Source organism: Nocardioides baculatus, assembly GCF_016735675.1.
Taxonomy (GTDB): domain Bacteria; phylum Actinomycetota; class Actinomycetes; order Propionibacteriales; family Nocardioidaceae; genus Nocardioides; species Nocardioides baculatus.
Genome location: NZ_JAERSG010000001.1, coordinates 47,675 through 74,054, shown reverse-complemented (window position 1 = coordinate 74,054; position 26,380 = coordinate 47,675). Strand labels below are relative to the sequence as shown.

The 26,380-nt window shown below is 71.2% G+C and carries 26 protein-coding genes and 3 tRNA genes; 19 read left to right on the top strand and 10 right to left on the bottom strand.

Annotated features, from left to right (window positions below):
- Positions 1 to 11: 11 nt before the first annotated feature.
- From JI751_RS00330 to nemA, 3 genes are all read right to left on the bottom strand, one after another.
- Positions 12 to 1,925, bottom strand: coding sequence for an ABC transporter ATP-binding protein (locus JI751_RS00330; protein ID WP_201932102.1), 1,914 nt, complete (start codon positions 1,923 to 1,925; stop codon positions 12 to 14).
- Positions 1,922 to 3,802, bottom strand: coding sequence for an ABC transporter transmembrane domain-containing protein (locus JI751_RS00325; RefSeq protein WP_236665501.1), 1,881 nt, complete (start codon positions 3,800 to 3,802; stop codon positions 1,922 to 1,924). Before JI751_RS00325 ends, JI751_RS00330 begins: the two co-directional genes overlap by 4 nt.
- Positions 3,803 to 3,892: 90 nt before the next feature.
- Positions 3,893 to 4,987, bottom strand: coding sequence for an N-ethylmaleimide reductase (nemA, locus tag JI751_RS00320; protein ID WP_307813622.1), 1,095 nt, complete (start codon positions 4,985 to 4,987; stop codon positions 3,893 to 3,895).
- 95 nt (positions 4,988 to 5,082) lie between these two features.
- Here nemA and JI751_RS00315 point away from each other — a divergent pair, with 95 nt between their 5' ends.
- The 10 genes from JI751_RS00315 (at position 5,083) to JI751_RS00270 (ending at position 12,929) form a co-directional block, all read left to right on the top strand.
- Entirely contained in the window at positions 5,083 to 7,491 is a 2,409-nt protein-coding gene (locus tag JI751_RS00315; RefSeq protein ID WP_307813620.1) for an FdhF/YdeP family oxidoreductase, read from the top strand.
- Positions 7,492 to 7,546: 55 nt separating this feature from the next.
- Positions 7,547 to 8,488 carry a pirin family protein gene (locus JI751_RS00310; protein WP_201932098.1) on the top strand — a complete coding sequence of 314 codons (942 nt, stop codon included), beginning with the start codon at positions 7,547 to 7,549 and terminating at the stop codon, positions 8,486 to 8,488.
- Positions 8,489 to 8,545: 57 nt separating this feature from the next.
- Positions 8,546 to 9,133, top strand: a complete 588-nt coding sequence (locus JI751_RS00305; RefSeq protein ID WP_201932096.1) for a DNA-3-methyladenine glycosylase I — start codon at positions 8,546 to 8,548, stop codon at positions 9,131 to 9,133.
- Positions 9,133 to 10,563: an amidase gene (locus JI751_RS00300; protein ID WP_201932094.1), complete on the top strand. Its 1,431-nt coding sequence runs from the start codon at positions 9,133 to 9,135 to the stop codon at positions 10,561 to 10,563. Before JI751_RS00305 ends, JI751_RS00300 begins: the two co-directional genes overlap by 1 nt.
- Before the next feature lie 47 nt (positions 10,564 to 10,610).
- A tRNA-Thr gene (locus JI751_RS00295) sits at positions 10,611 to 10,683 on the top strand.
- 38 nt (positions 10,684 to 10,721) lie between these two features.
- A tRNA-Met gene (locus JI751_RS00290) sits at positions 10,722 to 10,798 on the top strand.
- 47 nt (positions 10,799 to 10,845) lie between these two features.
- Positions 10,846 to 11,016, top strand: a complete 171-nt coding sequence (gene rpmG, locus JI751_RS00285; protein ID WP_179619590.1) for a 50S ribosomal protein L33 — start codon at positions 10,846 to 10,848, stop codon at positions 11,014 to 11,016.
- An 89-nt stretch (positions 11,017 to 11,105) separates the two neighbouring features.
- Positions 11,106 to 11,501, top strand: coding sequence for an FAS1-like dehydratase domain-containing protein (locus JI751_RS00280; RefSeq protein ID WP_201932091.1), 396 nt, complete (start codon positions 11,106 to 11,108; stop codon positions 11,499 to 11,501).
- Positions 11,498 to 11,887 (top strand): MaoC/PaaZ C-terminal domain-containing protein, encoded by a 390-nt coding sequence (locus JI751_RS00275; protein ID WP_201932090.1) that lies wholly within the window; start codon positions 11,498 to 11,500, stop codon positions 11,885 to 11,887. The genes JI751_RS00280 and JI751_RS00275 overlap by 4 nt, the downstream gene beginning before the upstream one ends.
- Positions 11,880 to 12,929 (top strand): UDP-N-acetylmuramate dehydrogenase, encoded by a 1,050-nt coding sequence (locus tag JI751_RS00270; RefSeq protein WP_201932088.1) that lies wholly within the window; start codon positions 11,880 to 11,882, stop codon positions 12,927 to 12,929. Before JI751_RS00275 ends, JI751_RS00270 begins: the two co-directional genes overlap by 8 nt.
- Before the next feature lie 90 nt (positions 12,930 to 13,019).
- Here the strand turns inward: JI751_RS00270 and JI751_RS00265 are convergent, their stop codons facing one another.
- A complete protein-coding gene (locus JI751_RS00265) occupies positions 13,020 to 14,048 on the bottom strand; it encodes an adenosine deaminase (protein WP_307813617.1) in 1,029 nt (342 codons plus the stop codon).
- 114 nt (positions 14,049 to 14,162) lie between these two features.
- Between JI751_RS00265 and JI751_RS00260 the strand changes: the two genes are divergently transcribed.
- From JI751_RS00260 to JI751_RS00235, 6 genes are all read left to right on the top strand, one after another.
- A tRNA-Trp gene (locus JI751_RS00260) sits at positions 14,163 to 14,235 on the top strand.
- A gap of 52 nt (positions 14,236 to 14,287) precedes the next feature.
- The gene (gene secE / locus JI751_RS20735) at positions 14,288 to 14,545 is read left to right on the top strand and encodes a preprotein translocase subunit SecE (protein WP_129478860.1); all 258 of its coding nucleotides are present in this window, start codon (positions 14,288 to 14,290) and stop codon (positions 14,543 to 14,545) included.
- Between the two features lie 147 nt (positions 14,546 to 14,692).
- Positions 14,693 to 15,511: a transcription termination/antitermination protein NusG gene (nusG, locus tag JI751_RS00250; protein ID WP_201934385.1), complete on the top strand. Its 819-nt coding sequence runs from the start codon at positions 14,693 to 14,695 to the stop codon at positions 15,509 to 15,511.
- Between the two features lie 112 nt (positions 15,512 to 15,623).
- Entirely contained in the window at positions 15,624 to 16,052 is a 429-nt protein-coding gene (rplK, locus tag JI751_RS00245) for a 50S ribosomal protein L11 (protein WP_201932083.1), read from the top strand.
- Positions 16,053 to 16,114: 62 nt separating this feature from the next.
- Positions 16,115 to 16,837, top strand: coding sequence for a 50S ribosomal protein L1 (gene rplA, locus JI751_RS00240; protein WP_201932081.1), 723 nt, complete (start codon positions 16,115 to 16,117; stop codon positions 16,835 to 16,837).
- A 166-nt stretch (positions 16,838 to 17,003) separates the two neighbouring features.
- Positions 17,004 to 17,876, top strand: coding sequence for an SCO4651 family lipoprotein (locus tag JI751_RS00235; protein WP_201932079.1), 873 nt, complete (start codon positions 17,004 to 17,006; stop codon positions 17,874 to 17,876).
- A gap of 124 nt (positions 17,877 to 18,000) precedes the next feature.
- Here the strand turns inward: JI751_RS00235 and JI751_RS00230 are convergent, their stop codons facing one another.
- Positions 18,001 to 18,990 (bottom strand): DnaB-like helicase C-terminal domain-containing protein, encoded by a 990-nt coding sequence (locus tag JI751_RS00230; RefSeq protein WP_201932078.1) that lies wholly within the window; start codon positions 18,988 to 18,990, stop codon positions 18,001 to 18,003.
- Positions 18,991 to 19,281: 291 nt separating this feature from the next.
- Between JI751_RS00230 and rplJ the strand changes: the two genes are divergently transcribed.
- The 3 genes from rplJ (at position 19,282) to JI751_RS00215 (ending at position 21,401) form a co-directional block, all read left to right on the top strand.
- Positions 19,282 to 19,947, top strand: a complete 666-nt coding sequence (rplJ, locus tag JI751_RS00225; RefSeq protein WP_201934382.1) for a 50S ribosomal protein L10 — start codon at positions 19,282 to 19,284, stop codon at positions 19,945 to 19,947.
- A gap of 77 nt (positions 19,948 to 20,024) precedes the next feature.
- Complete coding sequence (gene rplL / locus JI751_RS00220) at positions 20,025 to 20,417, top strand: 50S ribosomal protein L7/L12 (protein WP_201932076.1); 393 nt, start codon at positions 20,025 to 20,027, stop codon at positions 20,415 to 20,417.
- Between the two features lie 135 nt (positions 20,418 to 20,552).
- Positions 20,553 to 21,401 carry a methylenetetrahydrofolate reductase gene (locus JI751_RS00215; protein ID WP_201932074.1) on the top strand — a complete coding sequence of 283 codons (849 nt, stop codon included), beginning with the start codon at positions 20,553 to 20,555 and terminating at the stop codon, positions 21,399 to 21,401.
- A gap of 45 nt (positions 21,402 to 21,446) precedes the next feature.
- Here the strand turns inward: JI751_RS00215 and JI751_RS00210 are convergent, their stop codons facing one another.
- The 5 genes from JI751_RS00210 to JI751_RS00190 form a co-directional block, all read right to left on the bottom strand.
- On the bottom strand, positions 21,447 to 21,986 hold the full coding sequence (locus JI751_RS00210; RefSeq protein WP_201932072.1) for a DUF1638 domain-containing protein: 540 nt from the start codon (positions 21,984 to 21,986) through the stop codon (positions 21,447 to 21,449).
- Positions 21,987 to 22,050: 64 nt separating this feature from the next.
- Positions 22,051 to 24,030, bottom strand: coding sequence for an ASKHA domain-containing protein (locus tag JI751_RS00205; protein WP_201932070.1), 1,980 nt, complete (start codon positions 24,028 to 24,030; stop codon positions 22,051 to 22,053).
- Positions 24,027 to 24,911, bottom strand: a complete 885-nt coding sequence (locus JI751_RS00200) for a dihydropteroate synthase (RefSeq protein ID WP_201932068.1) — start codon at positions 24,909 to 24,911, stop codon at positions 24,027 to 24,029. The genes JI751_RS00205 and JI751_RS00200 overlap by 4 nt, the downstream gene beginning before the upstream one ends.
- Positions 24,911 to 25,576: a cobalamin B12-binding domain-containing protein gene (locus tag JI751_RS00195; protein ID WP_201932063.1), complete on the bottom strand. Its 666-nt coding sequence runs from the start codon at positions 25,574 to 25,576 to the stop codon at positions 24,911 to 24,913. The genes JI751_RS00200 and JI751_RS00195 overlap by 1 nt, the downstream gene beginning before the upstream one ends.
- On the bottom strand, positions 25,573 to 26,376 hold the full coding sequence (locus JI751_RS00190) for an IclR family transcriptional regulator (RefSeq protein WP_201932062.1): 804 nt from the start codon (positions 26,374 to 26,376) through the stop codon (positions 25,573 to 25,575). Before JI751_RS00190 ends, JI751_RS00195 begins: the two co-directional genes overlap by 4 nt.
- Positions 26,377 to 26,380 lie beyond the last annotated feature (4 nt).

The following is a 26,380-nucleotide window of genomic DNA, read 5'->3' as shown; positions in this document are numbered from 1 at the left end:
CCACCCGGGGCTCAGGAGGTCCAGGCGCGCCAGAGGGCGGCGTACTCCCCGTCGAGGTGGAGCAGCTCGTCGTGGCTGCCGAGCTCGACGATGCGCCCGTCGATGACGACCGCGATGCGGTCGGCGTCGTGGGCGGTGTGGAGGCGGTGGGCGATCGCGACGACCGTACGTCCCTCGAGCAGGTTGTTCATCGAGCCCTCGAGCGTGCGGGCGGTGCGGGGGTCGATGAGCGAGGTCGCCTCGTCGAGCACGAGCGTGTGCGGGTCGGCGATGATCAGCCGCGCCAGCGCGACCTGCTGGGCCTGCGCCGGGGTGAGCGCGAAGCGGCCCGAGCCGATCATCGTGTCGAGGCCCTGCGGCAGCCGCTCGACCCAGAGCAGCGAGCCGACCGCGCTGAGCGCCTCGCGCACGTCGTCGTCGGTGGACCCCTCGCGCGCCAGCACGATGTTGTCGCGCACCGAGCCGATGAAGACGTGGTGCTCCTGGGTGACGAGGGCGACCTCGGTGCGCAGCACCTCGAGCGGCAGGTCGACCAGCTCGACACCGCCCACCGAGGCCGAGCCGGTGCGCGGCCGGTTGATGCCCGACAGCAGCCGGCCGAGGGTCGACTTGCCCGAGCCGCTCGGCCCCACGATCGCCAGGCGCTCGCCCGGCCCGAGGCGGAGGTCGACGCCGTGCAGCACGTCGTGGCCCTCGCGGTAGGCGAACCGGAGGTCCTCGCCGACCAGGTCGATGCCGTCGGGCAGCCGGTCGCCGGCCGTCCGGTCGGGGCGGACCTCGGCGATGCCGAGCAGCCGGCTGGTCGAGGCAGCGCCGACCTGGAGGCGGTCGATCTCGCCGATCAGCCGGTCGAGCGGGTCGGCCAGCGCCTCGACGTAGAGCACCGCGGCAGTGATCTGGCCCAGGTCGACCCAGCCCCGCGTGTAGGCGTACGCACCGACGAGCAGGGTGATCACGCGCGGGGTCTGGAAGGCGAAGTTGAGCGCCGCGAAGAGGATGTTGCGCAGCGACATCGTGTAGCGCTCGGCCTGCGCCGACACCTCGATGTCGTCGTCGCCGGCCCGCACCCGCTTGCCGGAGAGGCCGAGCGACTCGACCGTGCGCGCGCCCTCGACGGTCTCGGTGAGGGTGGTGTTGATCCGGGAGTACGTCGACCCCTCGGTGATGTAGCCCTTCGGCGCCCGGCGGAGGTAGGTGCGCACCGCCCAGGCCGAGGTGGCGAACGTCAGCAGCGCCGGGACCGCGAGGACGACGGAGTTGAGGAGCATCGCGCCGATCGACATCACGACGGTCAGCAGCGAGATGATCGCCATCGGGACGCCGTACTGCACCGAGCGGCTCATCGTGCCGACGTCGCGCGTGACGCGGGTGACCAGATCGCCGGTGCTCGCGCCCTCGACCGCCCCCAGCGGGAGTCGCAGGATCGTGCGCACGATGAACTCGCGCGCCGTCGAGAGCAGGTCCTGGCCGAAGAGCGTCGAGGTGCGCTGCGCGACGAAGGTGAAGAACGCCTGCGCGAGCACGACGCCCACGATCACCAGCGCCAGCTGCCCGAGCGGGCGGCCGGTGCCCTCGACGGTCGTGTTGACCAGCTCGCCGAGCAGCCGCGGCACCACGAGACCGGCGCCTGCGGCCAGCGCGTTGAGCACGACGAGCGCGGCGAACGCCCGCCTGCGCGACCGGAACAGGTCCTTGAAGAAGGCGAAGACCTCCTTGTTGCCGGCCACCGGCCAGCCCCGGTCGGGGTTGCGGGACGCGGCGTAGACGTCCTCGGAGCGCTGCCGACGGAGGTCGTGGCGCTGCCAGAAGGCGTGCCACCGCTCGCCCGGGGAGGCGTCGGTCGGTGGCACCAGCTCGGGAGGTACGACGGGCTCCCGGGTGCGGTCCCGCCAGGTGTCGGGGGAGGTCGCGAGGAGATCGGTCACGAGGACACCTCCTCGTCCATCGACCGGACCACGACGTCGCGGTAGGCGGCGTCGTGGGCCAGCAGGTCGGCGTGGTCTCCCTCGGCCACCACCTGGCCGTCGCGCAGCAGGACGACCCGGTCGGCGTGGTGCAGCCACAGCGGCGAGACCGTGCAGACGACGGTCGTGCGGCCGCGGCGCAGCTCGCTGACGCGCTCGGCGATGCGGGCCTCGGTGTGGGCGTCGACGGCCGACGTCGGCTCGACCAGCACCAGGATCGGGGCGTCGGTGGCGAGCGCACGGGCGAGCACGACCCGCTGGCGCTGGCCGCCGGACAGGCCACGGCCGCGCTCGTCGAGCTGGCCCTGCCACCCCTCCGGCAGCGCGTCGTAGACGTCCTCGGCGTTGGCCACCCGCAGCGCCTGCTCGGCCTGCTCGCGCGTCAGGGTGCCGTGCGGGTCGATCGCGTCCTGGAGCGTGCCGGCGAACAGGCCGCTGCCGGTGTCGCTGACCAGCACCTGACGGCGTACGTCGGCCAGGCTGGCGGCGGACAGGTCGACACCGCCGAGCCGCACGCCCCACTCGCGTGTGGCGGCCTCCTCGTCGCGCGCGGCGATCCGTGCGCGACGGCGTTCGCGGTCGGCGCGGGCACGACGGGCGGCCCGCCCCTTGAGGCCGTCGCCGTCGTCCTCGCCGACGGGGTCGGTGTCGGGCGGCAGGTAGCGACCGAGCCGGTCGGCGAGGGCCGCGCTCTGCTCGGGGACGGCGCTGACCACGACGGTCAGCAGCTCGGGGTGGGCGGTGAAGCCGCTGAGGTCGTCGACCATCTCCCGGCTGCCGTCGAGGGGCTGGGGGTCCTCGGGGTCGCGCCACGGCGGGCGCTGCTCGAAGATCGCGATCGCCTTGCGGGCGCTGACGAGGGCGCGGGTGGCCTTCTGGGCGAGCTCGAAGAAGGTGCGGATCGGGCCGACCATGAAGAGCCCGTAGCCCAGGAAGCTCACCAGCTGGCCGACGGTCAGCTCGCCCGCCTGCACCTGGCGGGTGCCGAGCCAGACCAGCGTCACGAGGAAGACCCCGGAGAAGAGCACGCCGACCGCCTCGACGGCGGCCTGCCAGATGCCCGACGAGACGCCGGCCTTGCGAGCGTGCTGCGACTGGGTGGCGTAGTTGCGGCCGAAGGTGTCCTCGCCGCCGATCCCGCGCAGGATCCGCAGCCCGGCGACGATGTCGGTGGCGAGCGAGGTCAGCTCGGAGTTGCGGCTGCGCTCGACCTGCTGGCGGCGGTGCAGCGGTCGCAGGAGCGGCATCGCGGCGAGCACCAGGACCGGGGCGGCCACCAGGACGACGACGCCGAGCTGCCACGACATCGTCAGCACGATCGCGGCGACGGTCAGGTAGGACACCAGCTGGGCGATGGACCGGGCGAGGATCTCGGTCAGCGCGCCGAACTCGTCGGAGTCGCTGGACGACACGCTCAGCACCTCGCCGGTCGGCGAGCGGCGCGGCAGGACGTGGCCCATCTGGGCGACCTTGCGGGTGACCATCTGCGTCGTGCCGTAGAGGCTGATCAGCCAGCTGCGCACCACGAGCGTGTGGAAGACGACGCCGAAGACGCCACCGACCAGCACGACGGCGAGCATCACGCCCGCCCATGCGAGCAGGGCGCCGGTCGACCCGGCGAGGATCCCGTCGTCCACCGCGCGACCGAAGATGTAGGGACCGAAGGTCAGCGGCAGCAGCCAGAGCAGGCACGACACGGTCGACCACGCGATGACCTGCCACTGCTGACGCAGCATCCACCTCAGGAACGCCGCGGGCGACCGGGTGTCGGGGTCCGGCGTGGGGGCGACGTCGGTGCCGGTGAAGAACGTCGCGATCCGGGGTGGGAAGTCCTGCATGTCGTGATGGACCCTAGGTGTCGTCGCCGCCCGGCGACGAAACATTAAGTGGTGGACGGCTGGGAGCCGGGCGAGGCTCGGGTGGGGGACTCAGGCGACGTCGTACGCCGGGTAGTCGGTGTAGCCCTCGGCGCCGCCGCCGTAGAAGGACTCCGGCCGCTGCGGGTTGAGGGGGAGCCCGTCGGACAGGCGCCGCGGCAGGTCCGGGTTGGCGATGAACGACCGGCCGAACGCGACCGCGTCGACGAGGCCGGCCCCCAGGAGCCGCTCGGCCTTGGCGAGGTCGTAGTTGCCGGCACCGACGATGGGGCCGGCGTGAGCCTCGCGCAGCGCTCGTCGGTAGTCGTCGTCGAGCTCGGGGCCGCCCGCCCAGTCGGGCTCGGACAGGTGCAGGAAGGCCAGTCCACGGCGGCCGAGCTCGCCCGCGACGAAGAGTCCGGCGTCCGCGCCTTCCGGGTCCTCCGTGCCGTTGAAGGCCCCGATCGGGGAGATCCGGACCGCCACCCGGTCCGCCGACCACGCGTCGATGACGGCGTCGGTGACCTCGAGCATGAGCCGCGCCCGGGCAGCGAGCGAGCCGCCGTACTCGTCCGCGCGCTGGTTGCTGTCGGCGGCCAGGAACTGGTGCAGCAGGTAGCCGTGGGCGCCGTGGATCTCGACGAGGTCGAAGCCGGCCGCGCGCGCGTTGACCGTGGCCCGGCGGTAGTCCTCGATGACCCGCGGGATCTCGTGCAGCCCGAGGGCGCGTGGGGTCGGGCACGCGACGCGGACCGGACGTCCGTCCTCGCCCCGGACGGACGTGCGGTTGCGGTAGGGCTGGGCGCTCGCCGACACCGGGAGCCCGCCGTCGTGGAAGGACTCGTGCGAGACCCGGCCGACGTGCCAGAGCTGGGCCGCGATCAGGCCACCGGCCTCGTGGACGGCGTCGGTCACCGCCCGCCAGCCCGCCACCTGCGCAGCGTCGTGGATGCCGGGGGTGTCCATGTAGCCCTTGCCCTCGGGGCTGATCTGCGTGCCTTCGGAGATCATCAGGCCGGCACTGGCGCGCTGGACGTAGTAGTCGCGCATCAGCTCGTTGGGCACGTCGCCCGGGACGGTCGCCCGCATCCGGGTGAGCGGGGCCATCAGCACGCGGTTGTCGGTCCGGACGGCACCGAGGTCGAGGGGCTCGAAGAGGGAGGGCACGGGTGGGCCAACCGGTGCGCCGTCCCGGCTATTCCGTTCACCGACCGGTCCTTCCGGGCGGTGCGTCATCACGACGCGCGGGGCAGGATGGGGCCGTGACCTTCCTCTCCCAGCTGCGAGACGTGCCGGCCAGGCTCCGCAACCAGTCCCGGCAGGTGCCCACCCGCGACATCGACGAGTCCGAGGTGGAGGTCGACTCCACGTCGCACGCCGCCGCGGGCGCCACCGCCGTCGCCGTGGCGATGCGACGGGCAGTCGGCCAGATGGGTCCGGTCCGCACCGCGTCCACGCTGCTCCGGCTCAACCAGGTCGACGGCTTCGACTGCCAGGGGTGCGCGTGGCCGGACCCCTCGCCGGACCACCGGCACACGGCCGAGTTCTGCGAGAACGGCGCGAAGGCGGTGGCCGAGGAGGCGACCCGCCAGCTGCTCGACCGCGAGTTCTTCGCCACCCACTCCGTCGAGGACCTCGCCGGTCGTACGGAGTTCTGGCTCGGCAAGCAGGGCCGCCTCACCGAGCCGATGGTGCTGCGCCCGGGCGCGACCCACTACGAGCCCGTCTCGTGGGACGACGCGTTCGCCACGATCGCGGGCCACCTCAACCGCCTCGACCACCCCGACCAGGCGACGTTCTACACCTCGGGCAAGACGTCCAACGAGGCCGCGTTCGCCTACCAGCTCTTCGTCCGGTCCTTCGGGACCAACAACCTGCCCGACTGCTCGAACATGTGCCACGAGTCGTCCGGCTCCGCGCTCGTCGACACCATCGGCATCGGCAAGGGCTCGGTCAGCCTCGAGGACATCCACCAGGCCAAGCTGATCCTCGTCGTCGGCCAGAACCCCGGCACCAACCACCCGCGGATGCTGTCCGCGCTGGAGGAGGCCAAGTCCCGCGGCGCGAAGATCATCGCGATCAACCCGCTCCAGGAGGCGGGCCTGGTCCGGTTCAAGAACCCGCAGAACGCCAAGGGCCTCACGGTCGGCACCGGCATGGCCGACCTGCACCTGCCGATCCGGCTCAACGGCGACCTCGCCTTCTTCCAGGCGGTCGGCTCGCTGCTGGTCGAGTGGGACGCGCTCGACCACGACTTCCTCGAGCAGTACGCCACCGGCCTCGAGGAGTACGTCGCCCACGTCGCGGACCTCGACTGGGCCAAGGTCGAGGCCTCGACCGGCCTCACCCGCGCACAGATCACCGAGGCGGCGCGGATGATCGCGGACTCGCCCGCCACGATCACCTGCTGGGCGATGGGCATCACCCAGCACCACAACTCGGTCGCCACGATCAAGGAGATCGTCAACGTCGCCCTCCTCCAGGGCAACATCGGCAGGCCCGGCGCGGGCGTGTGCCCGGTGCGCGGCCACTCCAACGTCCAGGGCGACCGGACGATGGGCATCTGGGAGCGGGTGCCCGACCACTTCCTCGACGCGATCCGCGACGAGTTCGGGTTCGAGCCGCCGCGCGAGCACGGTCTCGACACGGTCGGCTCGATCGAGGCGTTGCGCGACGGCAAGGTCCGCGTCTTCTTCGGGATGGGCGGCAACTTCGTCGGCGCCGCACCCGACACCGACGCCACCGAGGCCGCGATGCGCAACGCCGCCCTCACCGTGCACGTGTCGACCAAGCTCAACCGCTCGCACGTCGTCCACGGCGGCGAGGCGCTGATCCTGCCGGCCCTCGGCCGCAGCGAGAAGGACCTCACCGGCGGCAAGGTCCAGCGGGTCACCGTCGAGGACTCGATGTCGGCGGTGCACGCCTCGCGCGGCCCGCTCGACCCGCCGTCGGAGCACCTGAAGTCCGAGGTCGACATCATCTGCTCGCTGGCCCTGGCCACCCTCGAGGACTCGCCCGTCCCGTGGGCGGCCTTCCGCGACGACTACACCGAGATCCGTCGCCGGATCGCCCGCGTCGTCCCCGGCTGTGCGGCGTACGACGAGAAGGTCGACGAGCCCGGCGGGTTCGTGCTGCCGCACCCGCCGCGCGACAACCGGATCTTCGAGACGAAGAGCGGCAAGGCGGTCCTCACCTCGACGCCGATCGACGTGCTCGACGTGCCGCGCGGTCGCTACCTGCTCCAGACGATGCGCTCGCACGACCAGTTCAACACCACCATCTACGGCCTCGACGACCGCTACCGCGGCGTCAAGGGCGGTCGCCGGGTGCTCTTCATGAACCCCGACGACCTGCGTGACGCGGGCTTCAAGGACGGTGAGGTCATCGACATCGTCAGTGAGTGGAAGGACGACGTCGAGCGGATCGCGCGGTCGTTCCGCCTGGTGCCCTACGACCAGCCGCGCGGCTGCGTGGCCGCCTACTACCCGGAGGCCAACCCCCTCGTCCCGCTCGACTCGACCGCCGAGAGCAGCAACACCCCGGTCTACAAGTCGATCGTGGTCCGGATCGACCGGCCCGGCCAGTCGGGCCAGGGCACGGGCGATGCGCAGGGGTCGGCCGACCAGGGCGAGGGCTCGACGCGCCAGGACGACCCGCACCACCTGAGCTGAGCCCACGCGCGCACCCGGACCCGCTGGTTCACCTCTGCGGGTACGGTGGCGCACGATGACCACGCACATCGACGTGCTCACTCCGCGCGAGGTCCCGCTGGGTGGTCCCCGGGCCATGCGCGTACGACGCACGCTCCCGCAGCGCCACCGGTCGCTGATCGGCGCCTGGTGCTTCGTCGACCACTACGGTCCCGACGAGGTCGACGAGACCGGCGGCATGGTCCTGCCCGCGCACCCGCACACCGGGCTCCAGACCGTGAGCTGGCTCTTCGACGGAGAGCTCGAGCACCGCGACTCCGTCGGCAGCCTCGCCACGGTCCGCCCCGGCGAGGTCAACCTGATGACGGCCGGCCACGGCATCAGCCACACCGAGGTCTCGACGCCCGGCACGACGATCCTCCACGGGGCGCAGCTCTGGATCGCCCTCCCCGACGCCAGTCGCGACGGCGAGCCCGGCTTCGAGCACTTCGCCCCCGAGCCGGTCCGCGGCCCGGGCTGGGAGGCGCGCGTCTTCATCGGCTCCGCCTTCGGCGCCTCCTCGCCCGTCACCACCCACACGCCGCTGCTCGGCGCCGAGGTGATGCTCGCGACCGGCGGCAGCGTCGAGATCGAGGTCGACGAGTCCTTCGAGCACGGCGTGCTGGTCGACGTCGGTCTCGTCGAGGTGGACGGGCAGGAGCTCAAGCCGAGCGAGCTCGCCCACCTCGCCCCCGGACGTACGACGGTCACGGTGACCGCGCACGAGGAGGCTCGGCTGCTGCTGCTCGGCGGCCCGCCGTTCGGCGAGCCGATCGTGATGTGGTGGAACTTCATCGGCCGCGACCACGACGAGATCGCCGCCTACCGGCAGGAGTGGCAGGACCAGATCACCGCCGACGGCTCCGTCGTGGAGTCCGGCACCGACGTGGCGGACGGCCGGTTCGGCCGCGTCGACCTCGACCTGCCGCCCATCCCGGCGCCCGAGCTGCCCAACGTGAGGCTCAAGCAGCGCCACTGAGGCCCTGTCGGTGGCGTGCGCGAGGATGCTCCGCATGGAGACGGCGCAGTGAGTGGCGTGCCGGCCGTCGTCGGCGAGGACGGGATCGCGCGCTGCCCGTGGGGGGCCGGCGACCCGGTCAGCACGGCCTACCACGACACCGAGTGGGGGATGCGGGTCTCGGGTGAGGCCGCCCACCTCGAGCGACTCACGCTGGAGGCTTTCCAGTCGGGGCTCTCGTGGCTCACGATCCTCAACAAGCGCCCGCACTTCCGCGCCGCGTTCGCGGACTTCGACGCCGACACGGTCGCCGCGTTCGACGAGTCCGACGTGGAGCGGCTGATGGCCGACACCGGCATCGTGCGCAACCGTCGCAAGGTCGACGCGGCGATCGCCAACGCCCGCGCGACGGTCGCGCTGCGCGAGCGGGGTGGCCTGGAGTCGTTCATCTGGTCCTTCCGCCCCGAGCCGGGCCCGGCGCCGCACACGACGGGCGACGTGCCGACCACGTCCCCGGAGTCGGTGGCCCTCGCCAAGGCCCTGAAGAAGCTCGGCTTCGCCCACGTCGGGCCCACCACCATGTATGCCCTGATGGAGGCGATCGGGCTGGTCGACGACCACCTGGAGGGCTGTCACCGGAGGGGTTGCGCCACTACCCTCCCCTGATGACCCGCGTGCACGCCTTCTCCGCCGACGACGCCCTGTCCGACCTCGACGCCACCGGCCTGGTCGAGGCCTACCGTGCCGGCACGGTGTCGATGCCCGAGGTGATCGACGCGGCGATCGCGCGCACCGAGCAGGTCGACCCCGCCCTCGGTGCGGTCGCGCACCGGGCCTACGACCGGGCGCGGGCCGAGGCGCTCGATCCCCGCCCCGGGTGGTTCGCGGGTGTGCCGACCTTCGTCAAGGACAACGTCGACGTCGAGGGGATGCCGACCCAGCACGGTGCCGACGCCTTCCGGGCGCAGCCCGCGAAGACCGACGGAGACTTCGCCCGGATGTACCTCGCGACCGGCCTGGTCCCGCTCGGCAAGACGCAGCTCTCGGAGTTCGGCTTCTCCGGTGCGGCCGACCACGTCCGCCTCGGCCCGGTGCGCAGCCCGTGGCACACCGACCACTACGCCGGCGCCTCGTCGGCCGGCTCCGCCGCCCTCGTCGCCGCAGGTGCGGTGCCGATCGCGCACGCCAACGACGGCGGCGGCTCGATCCGGATCCCGGCCGCGGTCAACGGCCTCGTCGGCCTCAAGCCCACGCGCGGGCGGCTCGCCCAGGACCGGATGATGCGCGAGATGCCGGTGCGCATCGTGTCCGACGGCGTGCTGACCCGCAGCGTGCGCGACACCGCGGCCTTCTACCGCGAGGCGGAGAAGGTCTGGCGCAACCCGCTCCTCGCGCCGATCGGCGACATCACCCGACCGGGCCGGGCGCGGCTGCGGATCGCCGTCGTCACCCAGGGCATCGGTCGCGACTCCAGCCCCGAGGTCCGCGAGCTGACCCTGCGCACGGCCGCGCTCCTCGAGGGGCTCGGGCACCACGTCGAGGAGATCGACAACCCGGTGCCCGCCAGCTTCCCGGACCACTTCGTGCGGTTCTGGTCGCTGCTGGCCTACGTGATCGCCAAGCGCGGCCGCAAGGACTACGGCGACACCTTCGATCCCAGCAAGCTCGACAACCTCACCCTCGGCCTGGCCAGGCACGCCGGCCGCAACCTCCACAAGCAGCCGTTCTCGATCGCCGTGCTGCGCGCCTCGCGCCGCGTCGCCGCCCAGCACCGACAGGCGTACGACGTCACCCTCACGCCGACGCTCGCGACCGAGACGCCCCGGGTCGGGCACCTGCGCCCGGACCAGGACTACGACGAGATCATGACCCGGCTGATGGACTGGGTGGCCTTCACCCCGCTCCAGAACGCGACCGGCGAGCCGGCCATCTCCCTGCCGCTCGCGACGACCGCCGCCGGGCTCCCGCACGGCATGATGCTGGGCGCCGGAGCGGGTCGCGAGGCCCGCCTCCTGGGGCTCGCCTACGAGCTGGAGGAGGCCGTCGGATGGCCCCGGATCCACGACTCCGCGGACGCAGCGAAAGCGGTCTCCTGAGCCGATTTCTCATCCCGCGAGGGGCGTGTGTATCGTTCTCCGTCGTTGCCCCTTTAGCTCAGTCGGCAGAGCGTCTCCATGGTAAGGAGAAGGTCTACGGTTCGATTCCGTAAAGGGGCTCTGGATCGGATCTCCCCCCGGGGTCGTCCGGCCTCCGCGGCGGGGTAGCTCAGGTGGTTAGAGCACACGGCTCATAATCGTGGTGTCGCGGGTTCGAGTCCCGCCCCCGCTACCACCAAATTCAGCAGTCTCCCGCACCACCTGCAACGAAAAGGTTCTCCCATGGCCAGCAAGTCGTCTGACGTTCGCCCCAAGATCACGCTCGCGTGCACCGAGTGCAAGGAGCGCAACTACATCACCAAGAAGAACCGGCGCAACGACCCCGACCGCATCGAGCTGAAGAAGTTCTGCCCCCGCGAGCGCCGGCACACGGTGCACCGCGAGACCCGCTGACGCTTCTCGCTCCACCCCGACCCGTCCGAGTCCGCTCGGACGGGTTGTCGTGTTTCTACGACCGCGGCGCACCCGGCTAGGGTCGTGGCATGCCTGTCGACCCCTCGCTGGTGGGGCGTGAGTTCCCCGCGCCGGCCCCGCTGACCGTCACCCGGGAGCGGATCGGCGCCTTCGCAAGCGCTGTCGGCCACCCCGGTGACGACGTCCCGCCGACCTTCCCGATCGTCCTCGCCTTCGACGCCATGATGGCCTTCCTCGACGCCGAGCAGATCGACCTCCACCGCATCGTCCACGGCGAGCAGCGCTTCGCCTACGAGCGCCCGATCACGGTGGGCGACGAGCTCACCGCGAGGCTCACCGTCACCGGCCTGCGCCAGATCGGCGGCGCCGACATCATCGGCACCGCCAGCGAGATCACCGACGCCACCGGCGCGGTCGTCTGCACCGGCAAGGCCACCCTCGTCCACTCGGGAGCCACCTCGTGAACACCGGAGACATCCTCGAGCCGAAGACCTTCACGGTCACCCGCGCCGACCTCGTGGCGTACGCCGACGCGAGCGGCGACCAGAACCCGATCCACCAGGACGAGGACGTCGCTCGCAGCGTGGGCCTGCCGGGCGTCATCGCGCACGGGATGTACACCCTCGCCCTGGTCGGTCGCGCCGTCGCCGAGTGGACCGACGGCGCCGAGGTCGTGGACCTCGGCGCGAAGTTCACCAGCCCCGTCGTCGTACCCGCCGAGGGCGGTGCGGACGTCGTCGTGGCCGGCACCGTGAAGTCGGTCGCCGACGGCCTCGTCACCCTCGCGCTCGAGGTCACCTGCGACGGCCAGAAGGTGCTCGGCATGCCCAAGGCGGTCGTGCGTGCCTGACCTGCGCGACCACACGACCCTCCGCCTCGGCGGGCCGGGTCGCGAGTGGGTGCGGGCGACGACCGAGGACGAGCTCGTCGCGGCGGTCTCCGAGGCCGACGCGGCCGGGACGCCCGTCCTCGTCCTCGGCGGCGGGTCCAACCTCGTCGTGGCCGACGCCGGCTTCGACGGCCGGGTCGTCGAGGTCGCGACCACCGGGATGACGACCGACGCCGACGACTCGAGCGACCCGACCTGCTCGGGTGCCACCGTCACCGTCGCCGCCGGGGCCGGATGGGACGACCTCGTCGCGGAGGCGGTGTCCCGCGGCTGGGTCGGGATCGAGGCGCTCTCCGGCATCCCGGGGTCCGTCGGCGCCACCCCCATCCAGAACGTCGGCGCCTACGGCCAGGAGGTCTCGCAGACCATCGCCCGGGTGCGGGTGTGGGACCGCACGCTCAACGGCGTCCGCTCCTTCGCGGCGGCGGAGTGCCAGTTCGGCTACCGCTCGAGCCGGTTCAAGGCCGACCCGGGCCGCCACGTCGTCCTCGACGTCACCTTCCAGCTCCGCCAGGGCGCCCTGGGCGCACCGATCCGCTACGCCGAGCTCGCCCGCACGCTGGGCGTCGAGGAGGGGCGGCGCGCCCCGCTCGCCGACGTACGCGCTGCGGTCCTCGACCTGCGCCGCGGCAAGGGCATGGTGCTCGACGCCGACGACCACGACACGTGGAGCGCCGGGTCGTTCTTCACCAACCCCTTCCTCACGCCGGAGGAGGCCGACGCCCTCCCGGCCGACGCCCCGCGCTGGGAGCAGCCCGACGGCACGGTCAAGTCCAGCGCCGGCTGGCTCATCGAGCACGCCGGCTTCGGCAAGGGCTGGACGAGCGCGGCCGCGGGGGAGCGGGTGTCGCTGTCGACCAAGCACACCCTCGCCCTCACCAACCGCGGCGGCGCGACCACCGAGGAGCTGCTCACCCTCGCCCGCGAGGTCCGCGACGGCGTACGCCGGGAGTTCGGGGTCACCCTCGTCAACGAGCCCGTGACGGTCGGCTGCTCCGTCTGACGGAGCTTCACCACCCAAGCTGGAGCCTTGCCCCCGAAACTTAGCGGTGGAGGCTCCAGTTTCCCCGGGTACCCGGGGAACGCGACGTCGTCAGGCGAGCCAGGCGGCGATGTCCCGCTTCGCATCGGCGACGACGTCGGACGGGGCGAGCGAGGCCTCGAAGGACATCTCGGCCAGCCGGGCCAGGGTCGGGTCGTCGAGGTCGTGGGCGGCGCGCATCGTGGCGTACTGCCCGGCGAGCTGCGACCCGAACAGCAGCGGGTCGTCGGCGCCGAGCGCCACGGTCGCGCCGGCCGCGAGCAGCTGGGGGAGCGGCACCGAGGTGAGGTCGGAGTAGACGCCGAGCGAGACGTTGGAGACCGGGCACACCTCGAGGGCCACCCCGGCCTGCACGATGCGGTCCAGCAGCTCCGGGTCCTCCGCACTGCGTACGCCGTGCCCGAGCCGCTGGGCGCCGAGGCTGTCCAGGCACAGGCGCACGTGCTCGGGGCCGCGCAGCTCGCCGCCGTGCGGCGCCAGGAGCAGTCCGGCCCGCTCGGCGATCCGGAAGGCCCCGGCGAAGTCCCCGGTGCTGCCGCGCCGCTCGTCGTTGGACAACCCGAAGCCGACGACGCCGCGCCCGGCGTACTGCCCGGCGAGGCGCGCGAGCGTGCGCGCGTCGAGCGGGTGGCGCGTCCGGTTGGCGGCGATCACGACCGCGATGCCGAGCCCGGTGCGCTCGGAGGCGTCGCGGACGCAGTCGAGCACCAGGTCGGTGAACTCGGTGATCCCGCCGAACCGGGCGGCGTAGCCACTGGGGTCGACCTGGATCTCCAGCCACCGGCCCCCGTCGCGCACGTCGTCCTCGGCCGCCTCGAGCACGAGACGTCGTACGTCGTCGGGCGTGCGCAGCACCGAGCGCGCCACGTCGTAGAGGCGCTGGAAGCGGAACCAGCCCTTCTCGTCGGCGGCGCTCAGCTGCGGCGGCCAGTCCTCGACGAGGGAGTCGGGCAGCACGATCCCGTCGCGCTCGGCGAGCTCGAGGAGCGTCGCGTGGCGCATCGACCCGGTGAAGTGGAGGTGCAGGTGGGCCTTCGGCAGGGACGAGACGTTGCGGTGCCCCCCGACCCGATCTGCCACGGGACCACCCTGCCACGCCTCGGTTCGACGGCGCTGGTCCCCTCCCCGTATGCTTCCCGTTTGGTGGATCCGCCAGATGCTTCGGCATGCCCCGGACGGGGTCAGGTCCATCGGAGGGCACTAGCTCAACTGGCAGAGCATCGGTCTCCAAAACCGAAGGTTGGGGGTTCAAGTCCCTCGTGCCCTGCGATCAATGCGCACAGCAAGACTGACCAAGAATCGACGAGAAGGTGGAGAACGTGGCCGACGGCAACGCGGTTCAGGACCGGCGCGACTCGCGCGGCGACGACCGTGGGCGCACCAGCCCCGTCACGTTCCTGCGCCAGGTGGTGGCCGAGCTCCGCAAGGTGGTGTGGCCCACCCAGCAGCAGCTCATCACCTACTTCTTCGTCGTGCTGGTCTTCGTCATCGCCGTGATGGCCATCGTGACCGTGCTCGACCTGGCCTTCGGGAAGCTCGTGTTCGAGGTCTTCACCGGTGGCACCTCCACCCAGTGAGCCCCAGGGGCGGTGACCACCGCCCCGTCCCCGCCGGGTCAGCCCGGCTCCGGTCCCGGTGACCGGCCCAGCAGTACCAACGAACGTACGGAGTGAGACGTGTCTGAGAACAGTGACGTGGACCAGGTCGACGGCCCGGTCGACGAGATGACGACCGAGGACGCCGTCGTCGAGCCTGCCGACGACACCGACGCCGACACCGACACGGTCGAGGACGCGCCCGCCGACGAGGCGACCGACAACGAATCCGACGTCGACACCGACGAGGCCGCCGCGAGCGACGAGGCCGACTCCGACAGCGAGGCCGACTCCGACGAGGAGTCCGACTCCGCGGACGCCGACGCCAACGACCCGCTCGAGGCCTTCCGCCGCGAGCTCTGGGCCAAGCCGGGCGACTGGTTCGTCGTGCACACCTACTCCGGCATGGAGAAGCGGGTCAAGCACAACCTCGAGAACCGCATCATCTCCCTCAACATGGAGGACTACATCCACGAGATCGTGGTCCCCACCGAGGAGGTCGCGGAGATCAAGAACGGCCAGCGCAAGATGGTCACCCGCACCGTCCTGCCGGGCTACGTCCTCGTCCGCATGGACCTCACCGACGAGTCCTGGTCGGCCGTGCGCCACACCCCGTCCGTCACCGGCTTCGTCGGGCACAGCCACCAGCCCGTCCCGCTCAGCATGAGCGAGGTCGAGGACATGCTGGCCCCCGCCGTCGTGCACGCCGCCGAGGCCGAGGCCGCCGCGTCGGGCGAGAAGGGCGCGAGCACGACGCCGCGCAAGCCGGTCGAGGTCGCGGACTTCGACGTCTCCGACTCGGTCATGGTCGTCGACGGCCCGTTCGCCACGCTCCACGCGACGATCACCGAGATCAACGCCGAGTCGCAGCGCGTCAAGGCGCTCGTCGAGATCTTCGGCCGCGAGACGCCGGTCGAGCTCTCGTTCTCGCAGATCCAGAAGGTCTGAGCCAGACCCACGATTTCGTCCGCCCGCCGCGTCGGGCTGACAATGCAGTAGCGACATCCCGTGGCAGAGGGCGAAGTGCCCTCGTCGTGACCACAAGAGAGAAAGAAGAGCAATGCCTCCCAAGAAGAAGATCGCCGCACTCGTCAAGGTGCAGCTGCAGGCCGGTTCGGCCACCCCGGCTCCGCCGGTCGGTACGGCGCTCGGCCCGCACGGCGTCAACATCATGGACTTCTGCAAGGCCTACAACGCCCAGACCGAGTCCATGCGCGGCAACGTCATCCCCGTCGAGATCACCATCTACGAGGACCGCACGTTCGACTTCATCACCAAGACCCCGCCGGCTGCCGAGCTCATCAAGAAGGCTGCCGGTCTCTCCAAGGGCTCCGGCGTCCCGCACAAGGAGAAGGTCGGCAAGCTGACCAAGGACCAGGTCCGCGAGATCGCGACCACCAAGCTGCCCGACCTCAACGCCAACGACATCGACGCGGCCATGAAGATCGTCGAGGGCACTGCGCGCTCGATGGGCGTCACGACCGACTGATTTGTGGGAGAGCCGCGCTGGCTCGCTAACCACATCCTTCGCACCAGAGAAACGAGAAGACCATGCAGCGCAGCAAGACCTACCGCGCGGCGGCAGAGTCGTTCGACCAGGACGAGATCTACGCCCCGCTGGCCGCCATCAAGATCGCCAAGGGTGGCTCCAAGAAGAAGTTCGACGAGACCGTCGACGTCGTCATGCGCCTGGGTGTCGACCCGCGCAAGGCCGACCAGATGGTCCGCGGCACCGTCAACCTCCCGCACGGCACCGGCAAGACCGCCCGTGTCCTCGTGTTCGCCAACGCCGACAAGGCCGACGCCGCCCGTGAGGCCGGCGCCGAGTTCGTCGGTGGCGACGAGCTGATCGAGAAGGTCGCCGGCGGCTGGCTCGACTTCGACGCCGTCGTCGCGACCCCCGACATGATGGGCAAGGTCGGCCGCCTCGGCCGCGTCCTCGGCCCGCGCTCGCTCATGCCCAACCCGAAGACGGGCACGGTGACCCCCGACGTCGCCAAGGCCGTCACGGACATCAAGGGCGGCAAGATCGAGTTCCGCGTCGACCGCCACTCCAACCTGCACTTCATCATCGGCAAGGCGTCCTTCTCCGAGGTCCAGCTCGCGGAGAACTACGCGGCCGCCCTCGACGAGGTGCTGCGTCTCAAGCCGGCCAGCTCCAAGGGCCGCTACATCAAGAAGATCACCGTCTCGACGACGATGGGCCCCGGTGTCCAGGTGGACCCCAACCGCGTCAAGAACGTCGCTTCCGAGGACGAGGCCGCCCAGGCCTGATCCACGCCAGCCCCGACGGCCCGGTCACCCCTCGTGGATGGCCGGGCCGTCGTGCGTCTCGATCCGGTCCCGATCTCTGCTGATCGGCCCGGTGGGGTCGTTTCGGTGTGGAACCATCGGGTAGGAACCAGACGACATCCACGATCGCACCACCCAGGAGCTCCCCATGCGCGTCCACTCACTCTCCCGCCGCCTCGGCGCCGCAGCCCTGGTGCTGAGCGTCGGTGTGGGCGTCTCGGCCTGCGGGGGCGACTCCGGCTCCGAGGACTCCTCGAGCTCGGCGAGCGACGGGTCGAGCGACACCAGCACGGACGAGGCCACCGACGAGGCCGCGGAGGACGCAGCCGAGGAGGAGGCGCCCGAGGAGGCGTCTCTCACCGAGCTGTCGGCCGAGGACTTCTACCCCACCGTGATGGCCGCGATGGAGGAGGCGGGCAGCTTCACCTTCACCACGACGTCGGACTCGGCGGGCCAGGCGCAGGAGATGGCCGGCGAGGCGCGCTTCGGTGACGACGGCGTCGAGATGAAGGCGACCGGCACGGGCGCCCAGGCGATGGACATGATCCTCGTCGACAAGACGATGTACATGAAGTCCCCGGCCCTCGGCACCGGCGACAAGTGGCTCAAGATCGACCTCAGCGACCCGAACTCGATCTTCGGCATGATCGGCAAGGCGACCGACCCCGAGGTGATGTTCAAGGCGATGGAGTCGCCGAAGAAGCTCGAGCTGGTCGGAGGCGAGGAGGTCGACGGCGTGGAGACCAACCACTACCGGATCACCATGGACCCGACGTCCTACCTCAAGGCGATGGAGTTCCCGGAGGCGATGGCCGACATGCTCCCCAAGGAGCTGGTGACCGACATGTGGGTCGACGGCGACAACCTGCCACGCAAGTTCTCCCAGACCGTCGAGGTCACGGCGGCCGGCGGCGGTCCCGCCACCACGAGCAACACCGAGGGCACCTACTCCGACTTCGGCACCGACGTGGAGATCGAGGCGCCGCCCGCGTCCGAGGTCACCGAGCAGCCGGGCATGTGACGTACGCCGTTCCGGGCTGAGGCCGGGGCCGAGGTCGGGCTGACGCCAGGCTGAACGACCGAGGGGCGCCGCACTGCACGCAGTGCTGGCGCCCCTCGTCCGTCTCAGCGCATTCGCCTTCGGCTCACTCGCGGAAGACGCGCTCGTCGATCAGCTGCTCCTTGACCTCTTCTCCGTCGGACTCGTAGCGGCCCTGGTCGAAGCGGGTCCTGAACTGCAGCACGACCCCGTCGCGTCCGAAGCGGTTCTTCTCGACGGTGAGGACCGCGAAGTCCTTGAAGCGCTCGGCGTTGCCGAGGTCGTAGGTCAGGTGGTGGCGCGCGACGATGTCGAACTTGTTGTTGAGCACCAGCACGACGTCGGCCTCGTAGGCCAGCGCGCTCGAGCCGCGGAGGTCGTTGGCGCGCATCCGGCGCCCCGACCGGAGCGCCTCCTTGTCGGCCGCGGCGATCGCGAGGATCGGTGCACTGATGTCGATCGCGATGTCCTTGAGGCCCTCGACGATCTCGGTGGAGCGTGCCTCGTCGTCCTGGTGCGAGGACTTCACCTTCTGGAGGTAGTCCACGATGACCAGCGGGGTGGTGCCGGCCAGCTCCCGGACCGCGTCGATGGCGGCCTGGATCGCAGCGAGGTCGGTGCGGGTGCCGGTCGAGCGGTGCACGAAGAGCATCTCGGAGTAGTGCGAGACCTTCGCCAGCGCCTCGACGCCGGACGGCACCGACTCCAGGCGGTGGTCGAGCGAGCTCACCCACAGGTCGTCGAAGATCGAGCGGATGCTCGTCATCCGCACCATGTCGGACTCGTCGAGCTCGCCCGCCTCCATGGCGATGAGCTTCTGCGTCATGTCCTCGGCGTCGTGCTCGTAGGAGAAGTACAGCACCGGGCGGCCGGACGCGGCGTTGTTGCGCGCCACCTGGAGGGCGAACGTCGACTTGCCGAGACCCTGCGGGCCGGCGAGCAGGATCAGCGATCCCGCCCGCATGCCGCCACCGATCAGCGGGTCGAGCCCGCCGAATCCGGTCTTCCAGACCCGGCCGGCAGCGTTGCGCCCGGTGAGCATGCGTTCGTCGCTGCGGGCGAGCGAGGCCCCGACGGTCGTGAGCTGTTGGTCCACGCGGACCATTGGACCAGTGTTGGACCCGCCACGGGTGCCGAATGCGCGGTTTGCCCGACCGTGCCCGGCGATTTGTCTGGTCCGCGCGCGGGTGCGTACAGTTCACTCTCGAAACCCAAGACCGCAGGTTCGTCGCGAGCTCCAAGGCCCGTGACGCGAAGGTTCGCAGCAGCGGACGACCGGCGCAGGTGACAGAGCAGCGGTGCGAGCCGCGTCCACGCCCTGAGCCTGCGCTCGGGGCGTTCGTCGTCTGTGGGCCGGACGCCGGTGGTCGACACCGGAAGGAGACCCATGGCGCGGCCAGAGAAGACTGCCGCCGTTGCGGAGATCGTTGATTCCTTCAACGACTCCGCCGGCGCTGTGCTGACCGAGTACCGCGGTCTCACCGTGAAGCAGCTGCAGGACCTGCGGCGAGCCCTCGGCGAGAACGCCAACTACGCCGTGGTCAAGAACACGCTTGCCAAGATCGCCGCCACCGAGGTGGGCATCGAAGGCTTCGACGACCTGCTGACCGGCCCCACCGCCATCGCCTTCATCAATGGAGACGTGGTCGAGGCCGCCAAGGGTCTGCGTGACTTTGCCAAGGCAAACCCCGCTCTTGTCATCAAGGGCGGCGTTCTGGACGGCAAGCCCCTCGACGCTTCCGAGATCGCCAAGCTGGCCGATCTCGAGTCGCGTGAGGTTCTCCTGGGCAAGCTCGCGGGCGGCATGCTCGCGTCGCTCTCCCAGGCCGTCTACCTGCTCAACGCGCCTCTCGCCCAGGCCGCCCGTCTCGCGGGTGCGCTCCAGGCCAAGGCCGAGCAGGACCCCTCGATCCTCGCAGGTGGTGCCGGTGCTCCGGCTGCTGTCGCTGCCGAGGACGCCCCGGCGGAGGAGGCCCCGGCAGCAGCCGAGGCCACCGAGACCGAGGCGACCGACGAGTCGGCCGACCAGGCCGCCGAGTCCACCGACGCCTGACCGGGCCGACGTACACCACCTGAAACCCGGAGCCCGGACGCACCGTCCGAGCTCCACACACGGAAGGAACCGCCACCATGGCGAAGCTCAGCACCGACGAGCTCCTTGACGCCTTCAAGGAGATGACCCTGATCGAGCTCTCTGAGTTCGTGAAGCAGTTCGAGGACACCTTCGGCGTGACCGCCGCCGCCCCCGTCGCCGTGGCCGCCGCCCCGGCCGCCGGTGGTGCCGCTGGTGGCGCCGACGCCGCCGAGGAGAAGTCCGACTTCGAGGTCGTCCTCGAGGCCGCCGGCGACAAGAAGATCAACGTCATCAAGGAGGTGCGCGCCCTCACCTCCCTCGGCCTGAAGGAGGCCAAGGACCTCGTCGAGGCCGCGCCCAAGACGATCCTCGAGAGCGTCGACAAGGCTGCCGCGGACAAGGCCAAGGAGGCCCTCGAGGCCGCCGGCGCCACCGTCACCGTCAAGTGACGATCCGCTAGTCGCACCGCGAGGGGCGACCACCGAGAGGTGGTCGCCCCTCGCTGCATTTCCGGACCTGTCGCACAAGCGCGGGACGCACTACGATCAGGACATCCCAGTGCGCATCCCGAAATGAGTTGCTCCATGCGCAACAAGCGACACGCCGCGACGATGACCCGGTTGTTGGAGAACGCCCGCTACGAGGTGCTCCCGACCACCACCACCGAGGACAAGGTGCTCGAGCACCTGCCCCGCGACCGCACGATCACGGTCACCGCCTCGCCCTCCAAGGGGCTCGAGGCGACGTTCGACCTGACCGAGCGGCTCGCCGGCGACGGCTACCCGGTCGTCCCACACATCGCCGCCCGGATGGTGACCGGCCGCGCCGAGCTCGAGGAGATCGTCGAGCGACTGGTCGGCAAGGGCATCACGAGCGTCTTCGTCCCGGGCGGTGACGCCGAGGCGGCGGGTGACTACCCCGACGCCCTGACGCTGCTGGAGGACCTCAAGGAGCTCGGCTCGCCGTTCTCCCACGTCGGCATCACCGGCTACCCCGAGTCGCACCCCACCATCCACGACGACCTCACCGTCCAGTCGATGTGGGACAAGCGCCACTACGCCACGCACATCGTCAGCAACCTGACCTTCGACCCCACCGGCGTACGCGACTGGGTGGGGCGGCTGCGCCGGCGCGGGGTGACGATGCCGGTCCTCCTCGGCATGCCCGGTCCCGTCGAGCGCGCCAAGCTGCTCGGCATGGCGACCCGGATCGGGGTCGGCGAGTCCACCAAGTTCCTCGCGAAGAACAAGGGCCTGTTCGCCCGGCTCGCCGCTCCCGGCGGCTTCACCGGGGAGAGCTTCCTGGAGAAGTGCGCGCCCGCGCTGGGCGAGGACGGCGCACTGGTCGAAGGGCTCCACGTGTTCACGTTCAACCAGATCGGCGAGACCGAGGCCTGGCGCACCGACCTCCTCGCCCGCCTCCGCCGTACCTAGGGACGATCTCGTAGGCGTTCCAGCCTGCGGCCGACCATTTCGTCCCTAGACAGCCGGAGTGACGAGGTCGGCCAAGGCCCGCTCGAGCCCGTGGTCGCCGGTCTCGACGACCGTCAAGGGCAGCCCGATCCGGGCCGCCGCGTCCTCGGCGAGCGCCCGCAGCTCGTCGTCGGGCTGCTGGGCCAGCCACACGACGCGGGTGTAGTTGCCGAAGTAGGTGTCGCGCAGCTCGGGGTAGCGGTCCAGGCCCATCTCCTGCACCACCGTCCGTGCGAACGACCGGACCAGGAAGTCGGTCAGCAGGTAGGTCCCGGGCTGCTCGTCGAAGAACGTCTCGAGGCGGGACGGACCGGCGTACACGTCGTAGCAGTGGAGGCCGGGCAGCCGCTCGACGCCGAGCTCGCGGCAGACCTCGTCGAGTGCGCCGTAGGTGCCGCAGTCGGCGTAGCCGATCACGACGCGGGAGTACGTCGTCGCCAGCCGCTCGGCGAGCGTGCGCACCTCGCCGGCGATCTGCTGCGGGTGGTTGTGGAGCAGCGGAGGGAGGGGATGCACGTCGACCGGCCAGCCGTTGCGGTCGACCACGGCGGCCGCCGGCTGGGCGATGGCGCCACAGGCGATCAGCGCGACTCGGAGCTCAGGGGTGGCCTCACGCGTGGAACGAGAGCTGCTCGACGAAGGCGTCGTTGAAGTCGGGACGGTCCGAGAGCTCGACATAGGTCACCTCCTCGAGCAGCGCCAGCGCGCCGGCCCGCTCGCGCACCGACAGCAGGGCCATCTTGGCGCCCTCGCCGGCGACGTTGCCGGCCGCGACGATGCGCAGCACCGGGAGCTGGGGGACCAGTCCGATCCGCACCGCCGAGGCGGGGGAGAGGTAGCTGCCGAACGAGCCGGCCAGCAGGACCTGCTGCACGTCGCGGTGCTCGAGGCCGAGCTCCTCGAGCAGCAGCGACCAGCCGGTCGAGATCGCCGCTTTCGCGAACTGGAGCTCGCGGACGTCGCGCTGCGACAGGTAGACCGTCTCCGCCGGCTCGCTGTCGGGCGTGGGCCGGTGGAGGACGAAGACCCGCTCCTCACCGATGCTCGCCAGCCGGTCGGCCAGCGCGGGGGCGATCTCCTTGGCGTCCTCGTCGGGCACGAGCCGACCGGTCGAGTCGAGCAGCCCCACGCGGACCAGCTCGGCGACGGCGTCGACCAGCCCGGACCCGCACAGGCCCTTGGCCTCGACGTCACCGATCACCCCGAGGGTGACCGCCGGGTCGTCGCCCGTGGCGTGGGCGTCGAGCTTGATGACCTCGATGGCCCCGTCGGCGGCGCGCATGCCGCAGCGGATGGCACCACCCTCGAACGCCGGTCCGGCGGGCGCCGCGGTGGACAGGATCGTCTCCCCGTCGCTGAGCACGATCTCGCAGTTGGTGCCGACGTCGATGAAGAGCCGGGTGCGCTTGTCGCGGTCCATGCCGGTGGCGAGCATGCCGGCGACGATGTCGCCGCCGACGTAGGCGCCGAGGGCGGGGAAGAAGAACGCGCGGGCGCGCGGGTGCACGCTCAGGCCGATGTCGGAGGCGAGGACCGAGGGCGGCTGCGCCGACGACATCACGAACGGCGCGACGCCGAGCGGCTCCGGGTCGATGCCGAGCGCCAGCGCGGTCATCGTCGCGTTGCCCGCGACGGCCACCTCGTAGACGTGCTGCGGGTCGACACCGGCCTCGCGGCAGACCTGGGCGGCGAGCGTCGCGAGCGTGCTGCCGGCCGCCTGCTGGAGCCGACCGAGGGCGTCGGGGTCCATCATCGTCGCGCTGATGCGGGTGATGACGTCGCCGCCGAAGGGCTGCTGCGCGTTGAGCATCGAGGTGACGGCCATCGGGGTGCCGGTGCCGACGTCGAGCAGCGTGCCGACCACCGTCGTCGTACCGAGGTCGAAGGCGATGGCGTAGCGCTCGGCCGTGGTGTCGCCGGGCTCGACGTCGATCAGGTCCTCGTCGACGATCACGGCGGTGACCTTGAAGTCGGCCTGGCGCAGCACGGTCGAGAGCCGCCGGAGCACGTGCAGGTCGGCGGTGAGCTCGAGGTCGTCGATCGCGTCGGTCAGCCGGGCCAGGTCGGTGCGCTGGTCGGACAGCGTGGCCTCGGCGAGCTCGACGTACCTCTTCTGCAGGGCGGGCCGCAGGATCACCTGCCGCCCGATGCCGACCGTCGCCGCCTTGGGTCGGGTGGTCAGCGGCGGCACCTCGACGCTGAGGTCGCGGGTGGCGTGGACGAGGCAGCCGAGCCGCCAGCCGTCGGAGAGCTGCGCCGCGGTGAACGTGCGCTCGTCGTGCCGGGTCACCGGGACGGACGCCCCCGAGGTGATCTGCACCTTGCACTTGTGGCAGGTGCCGTGGCCGCCGCACGTGGAGTCGATCGCGATGCCGTTCCACGACGCGGCGTCGAAGACGGTCACGCCCGGCGGGACGCGGACACCGCGCTGTGCCGGCGGTTGCGCCACGCCGTCCTCGGCGAGGGTGTGCACGGTGAAGGACAGGTCGACGCGCCCCGTGCCGTCGTGCGCGACCGGGTCCACGCCCGGCCTCTCGATCAGGCCCTCCCGCGCGACGTCGGCGAGCGAGAAGTCCGGGGTGTCGTTCACCCGGCTGCCGCCGCCTCGGCGGCCTGCTTGGCGCGGTGGGCGCTGATCCAGGCCATGCCCCAGTCGTCGTGGCCGAGGAAGATGTCGGCGGCCTTGACCGCCTCCACGATCTGCGGCGTACGGGTGTCGGTGATCGCGCTCGTGAGCCCGGAGGTCATCGCCATCGGGAGCCACGTCGCGTTGAGGGTGTGCCGCCCCGGCATGCCGAACGAGACGTTGGAGGCGCCGCAGGTCATGTTGACGCCGAAGTCGTCGCGGATGCGCCGCATCACCTCGAACGTCACGAGCGAGGTGCTGGTGTCGGCACCGATCGGCATGGCCAGCGGGTCGATCACGATGTCGGCCTGTGCGATGCCGTAGTCCTGCGTGGCGACGCGGATGATCTTCGCGGTGAGGTCGACGCGCTTGTCGGCCTCCATCGGGATCTCGTCGTGGTCGTTGGGGAGCGCGATGATCGAGGCGTCGTACTTCTTGACCAGCGGCAGGATCAGCTCGAGGCGGTCGTCCTCGGCGGTGACCGAGTTGACGAGGGCGCGGCCCTGGTAGACCGCGAGCCCGGCCTCGAGCGCCTCGACGACGGAGGAGTCGATGCAGATCGGCAGGTCGGTGAGCTCCTGGACCATCGTGATGGCCTTGGCCAGCAGCTCGGGCTCGTCGGTCAGCGGGACGCCCATGTTGATGTCGAGCACGTCGGCGCCGCCCTCGACCTGCGCCTTGACGTCGCGCTCGATCGCGGAGAAGTCGCCGGCGCGGAGCTGCTCCTGGAAGATCCGACGGCCGGTCGGGTTGATGCGCTCGCCGATCAGGCAGAACGGCTTGTCGTGCCCGAGGACGACCTCCCTGGTCGCCGAGCGGAGGACGGTGTGGAGTGGCTCGCTCATCAGGCCGGCACCTTCGCACGCTTGGCCTCGAGCAGGCTCTTGGCGCGCTTGACCGTCTGGGACGCGTCGGCCGCGTAGCCGTCGGCGCCGACCGCGTCGGCGTACTCCTGGGTGACGGGCGCGCCACCGACCATCACGATGACGTCGTTGCGCATGCCGGCCTTCTCGAGGGCGTTCATGTTGGCCTTGAACATCGGCATCGTGGTGGTGAGGAAGGCCGAGAAGCCGACGATGTCGGGCTGGTGCTCGTCGATCGCCGCGACGAACTTCTCCGGGGCCACCTGGACGCCGAGGTCGATGACTTCGAAGCCGGCACCCTCGAGCATGATGTTGACGAGGTTCTTGCCGATGTCGTGGACGTCGCCCTTGACGGTGCCCATGAGGAACTTGCCGATGGTCTGCACTCCGGTCTCGGCGAGCAGTGGGCGCAGCCGCTCCATCGCGCCGGCCATCGCGCGGCCCGCGATCAGCATCTCGGGGACGAAGAAGTCACCGCGCTCGAAGCGCGCGCCCACCTCCTCGAGCGAGGGGATGAGGGCGTCGAAGAGGAGCGTCTGCGGCTCCATGTCGAGGGAGAGCCCGTCGTTGGTCAGCTCGAGCACGCGAGGTGCGTTGCCGACCAGGGTCTCGTCGTAGAGCGCTTGCAGGATCTCCTCGGGGGTCATGCGACCACCTCCTCGGTGCGTGTGGAGCGATGGGCTGGACGGGGTGGTGCGGCGTGCGAGCCGCGCAGCAGCGAGGACAGCGCGGTGGACTGGGCGAGCAGCTGGCGGCCGAGCTCGTCGAGCCGCCCCTCCAGCCGGGGCGTCGGCCCCGAGATCCCGAGCGCGGCGATGACGTCACCGCGGACACCGAGCACGGGGACGGCGACACCGGTGAGGCCGAGCTCGAGCTCGTCGCGGGTCAGCGCCCACCCGCGCTCCCGGATGCGTACGCCGTCGCGGCGCAGGTCGGCGCGGTCGGAGAGCGTGGCAGGGGTGAGCTGCTCGAGGTCGCCGGGCGGGAGGTCGAGGGCGTCCCACGCGAGGAAGACCTTGCCGAGCGCGGAGGTGTGGGCCGGCACCTCGACCTCGGTCCAGTCGCGGGTGCCGAGGAGGTAGGTGGAGTCGACCTGCGCGACCTGCACGACGCGGTCGCCGCGGGCGATGCTGAGGTGCACGGTCTCGCCGGTGACCTCGCCGATCTGCTCCATCACGGGCCGGGCGAGGCGGACGAGCTCCTCCCACGGGTCGTGGCGCGCGGCGTAGAGCCAGAAGAGGCGACCCGCGACGTAGGAGCCGGCGGCGTCGCGCTCGAGCAGCCCGGAGCGCTCGAGCGCGGTCAGCATCCGCGAGGTCGTCGACTTGGCCAGGCCGCTGGCGTCCTGGAGGTCGGCGAAGGTCATCGGCTCGTCGGCATGGACGACCGCGGCGACCAGGTCCGCGGCGCGGTCCAGCGCACGCGTGCCGGTGGCGGTGTCGCTCACGACG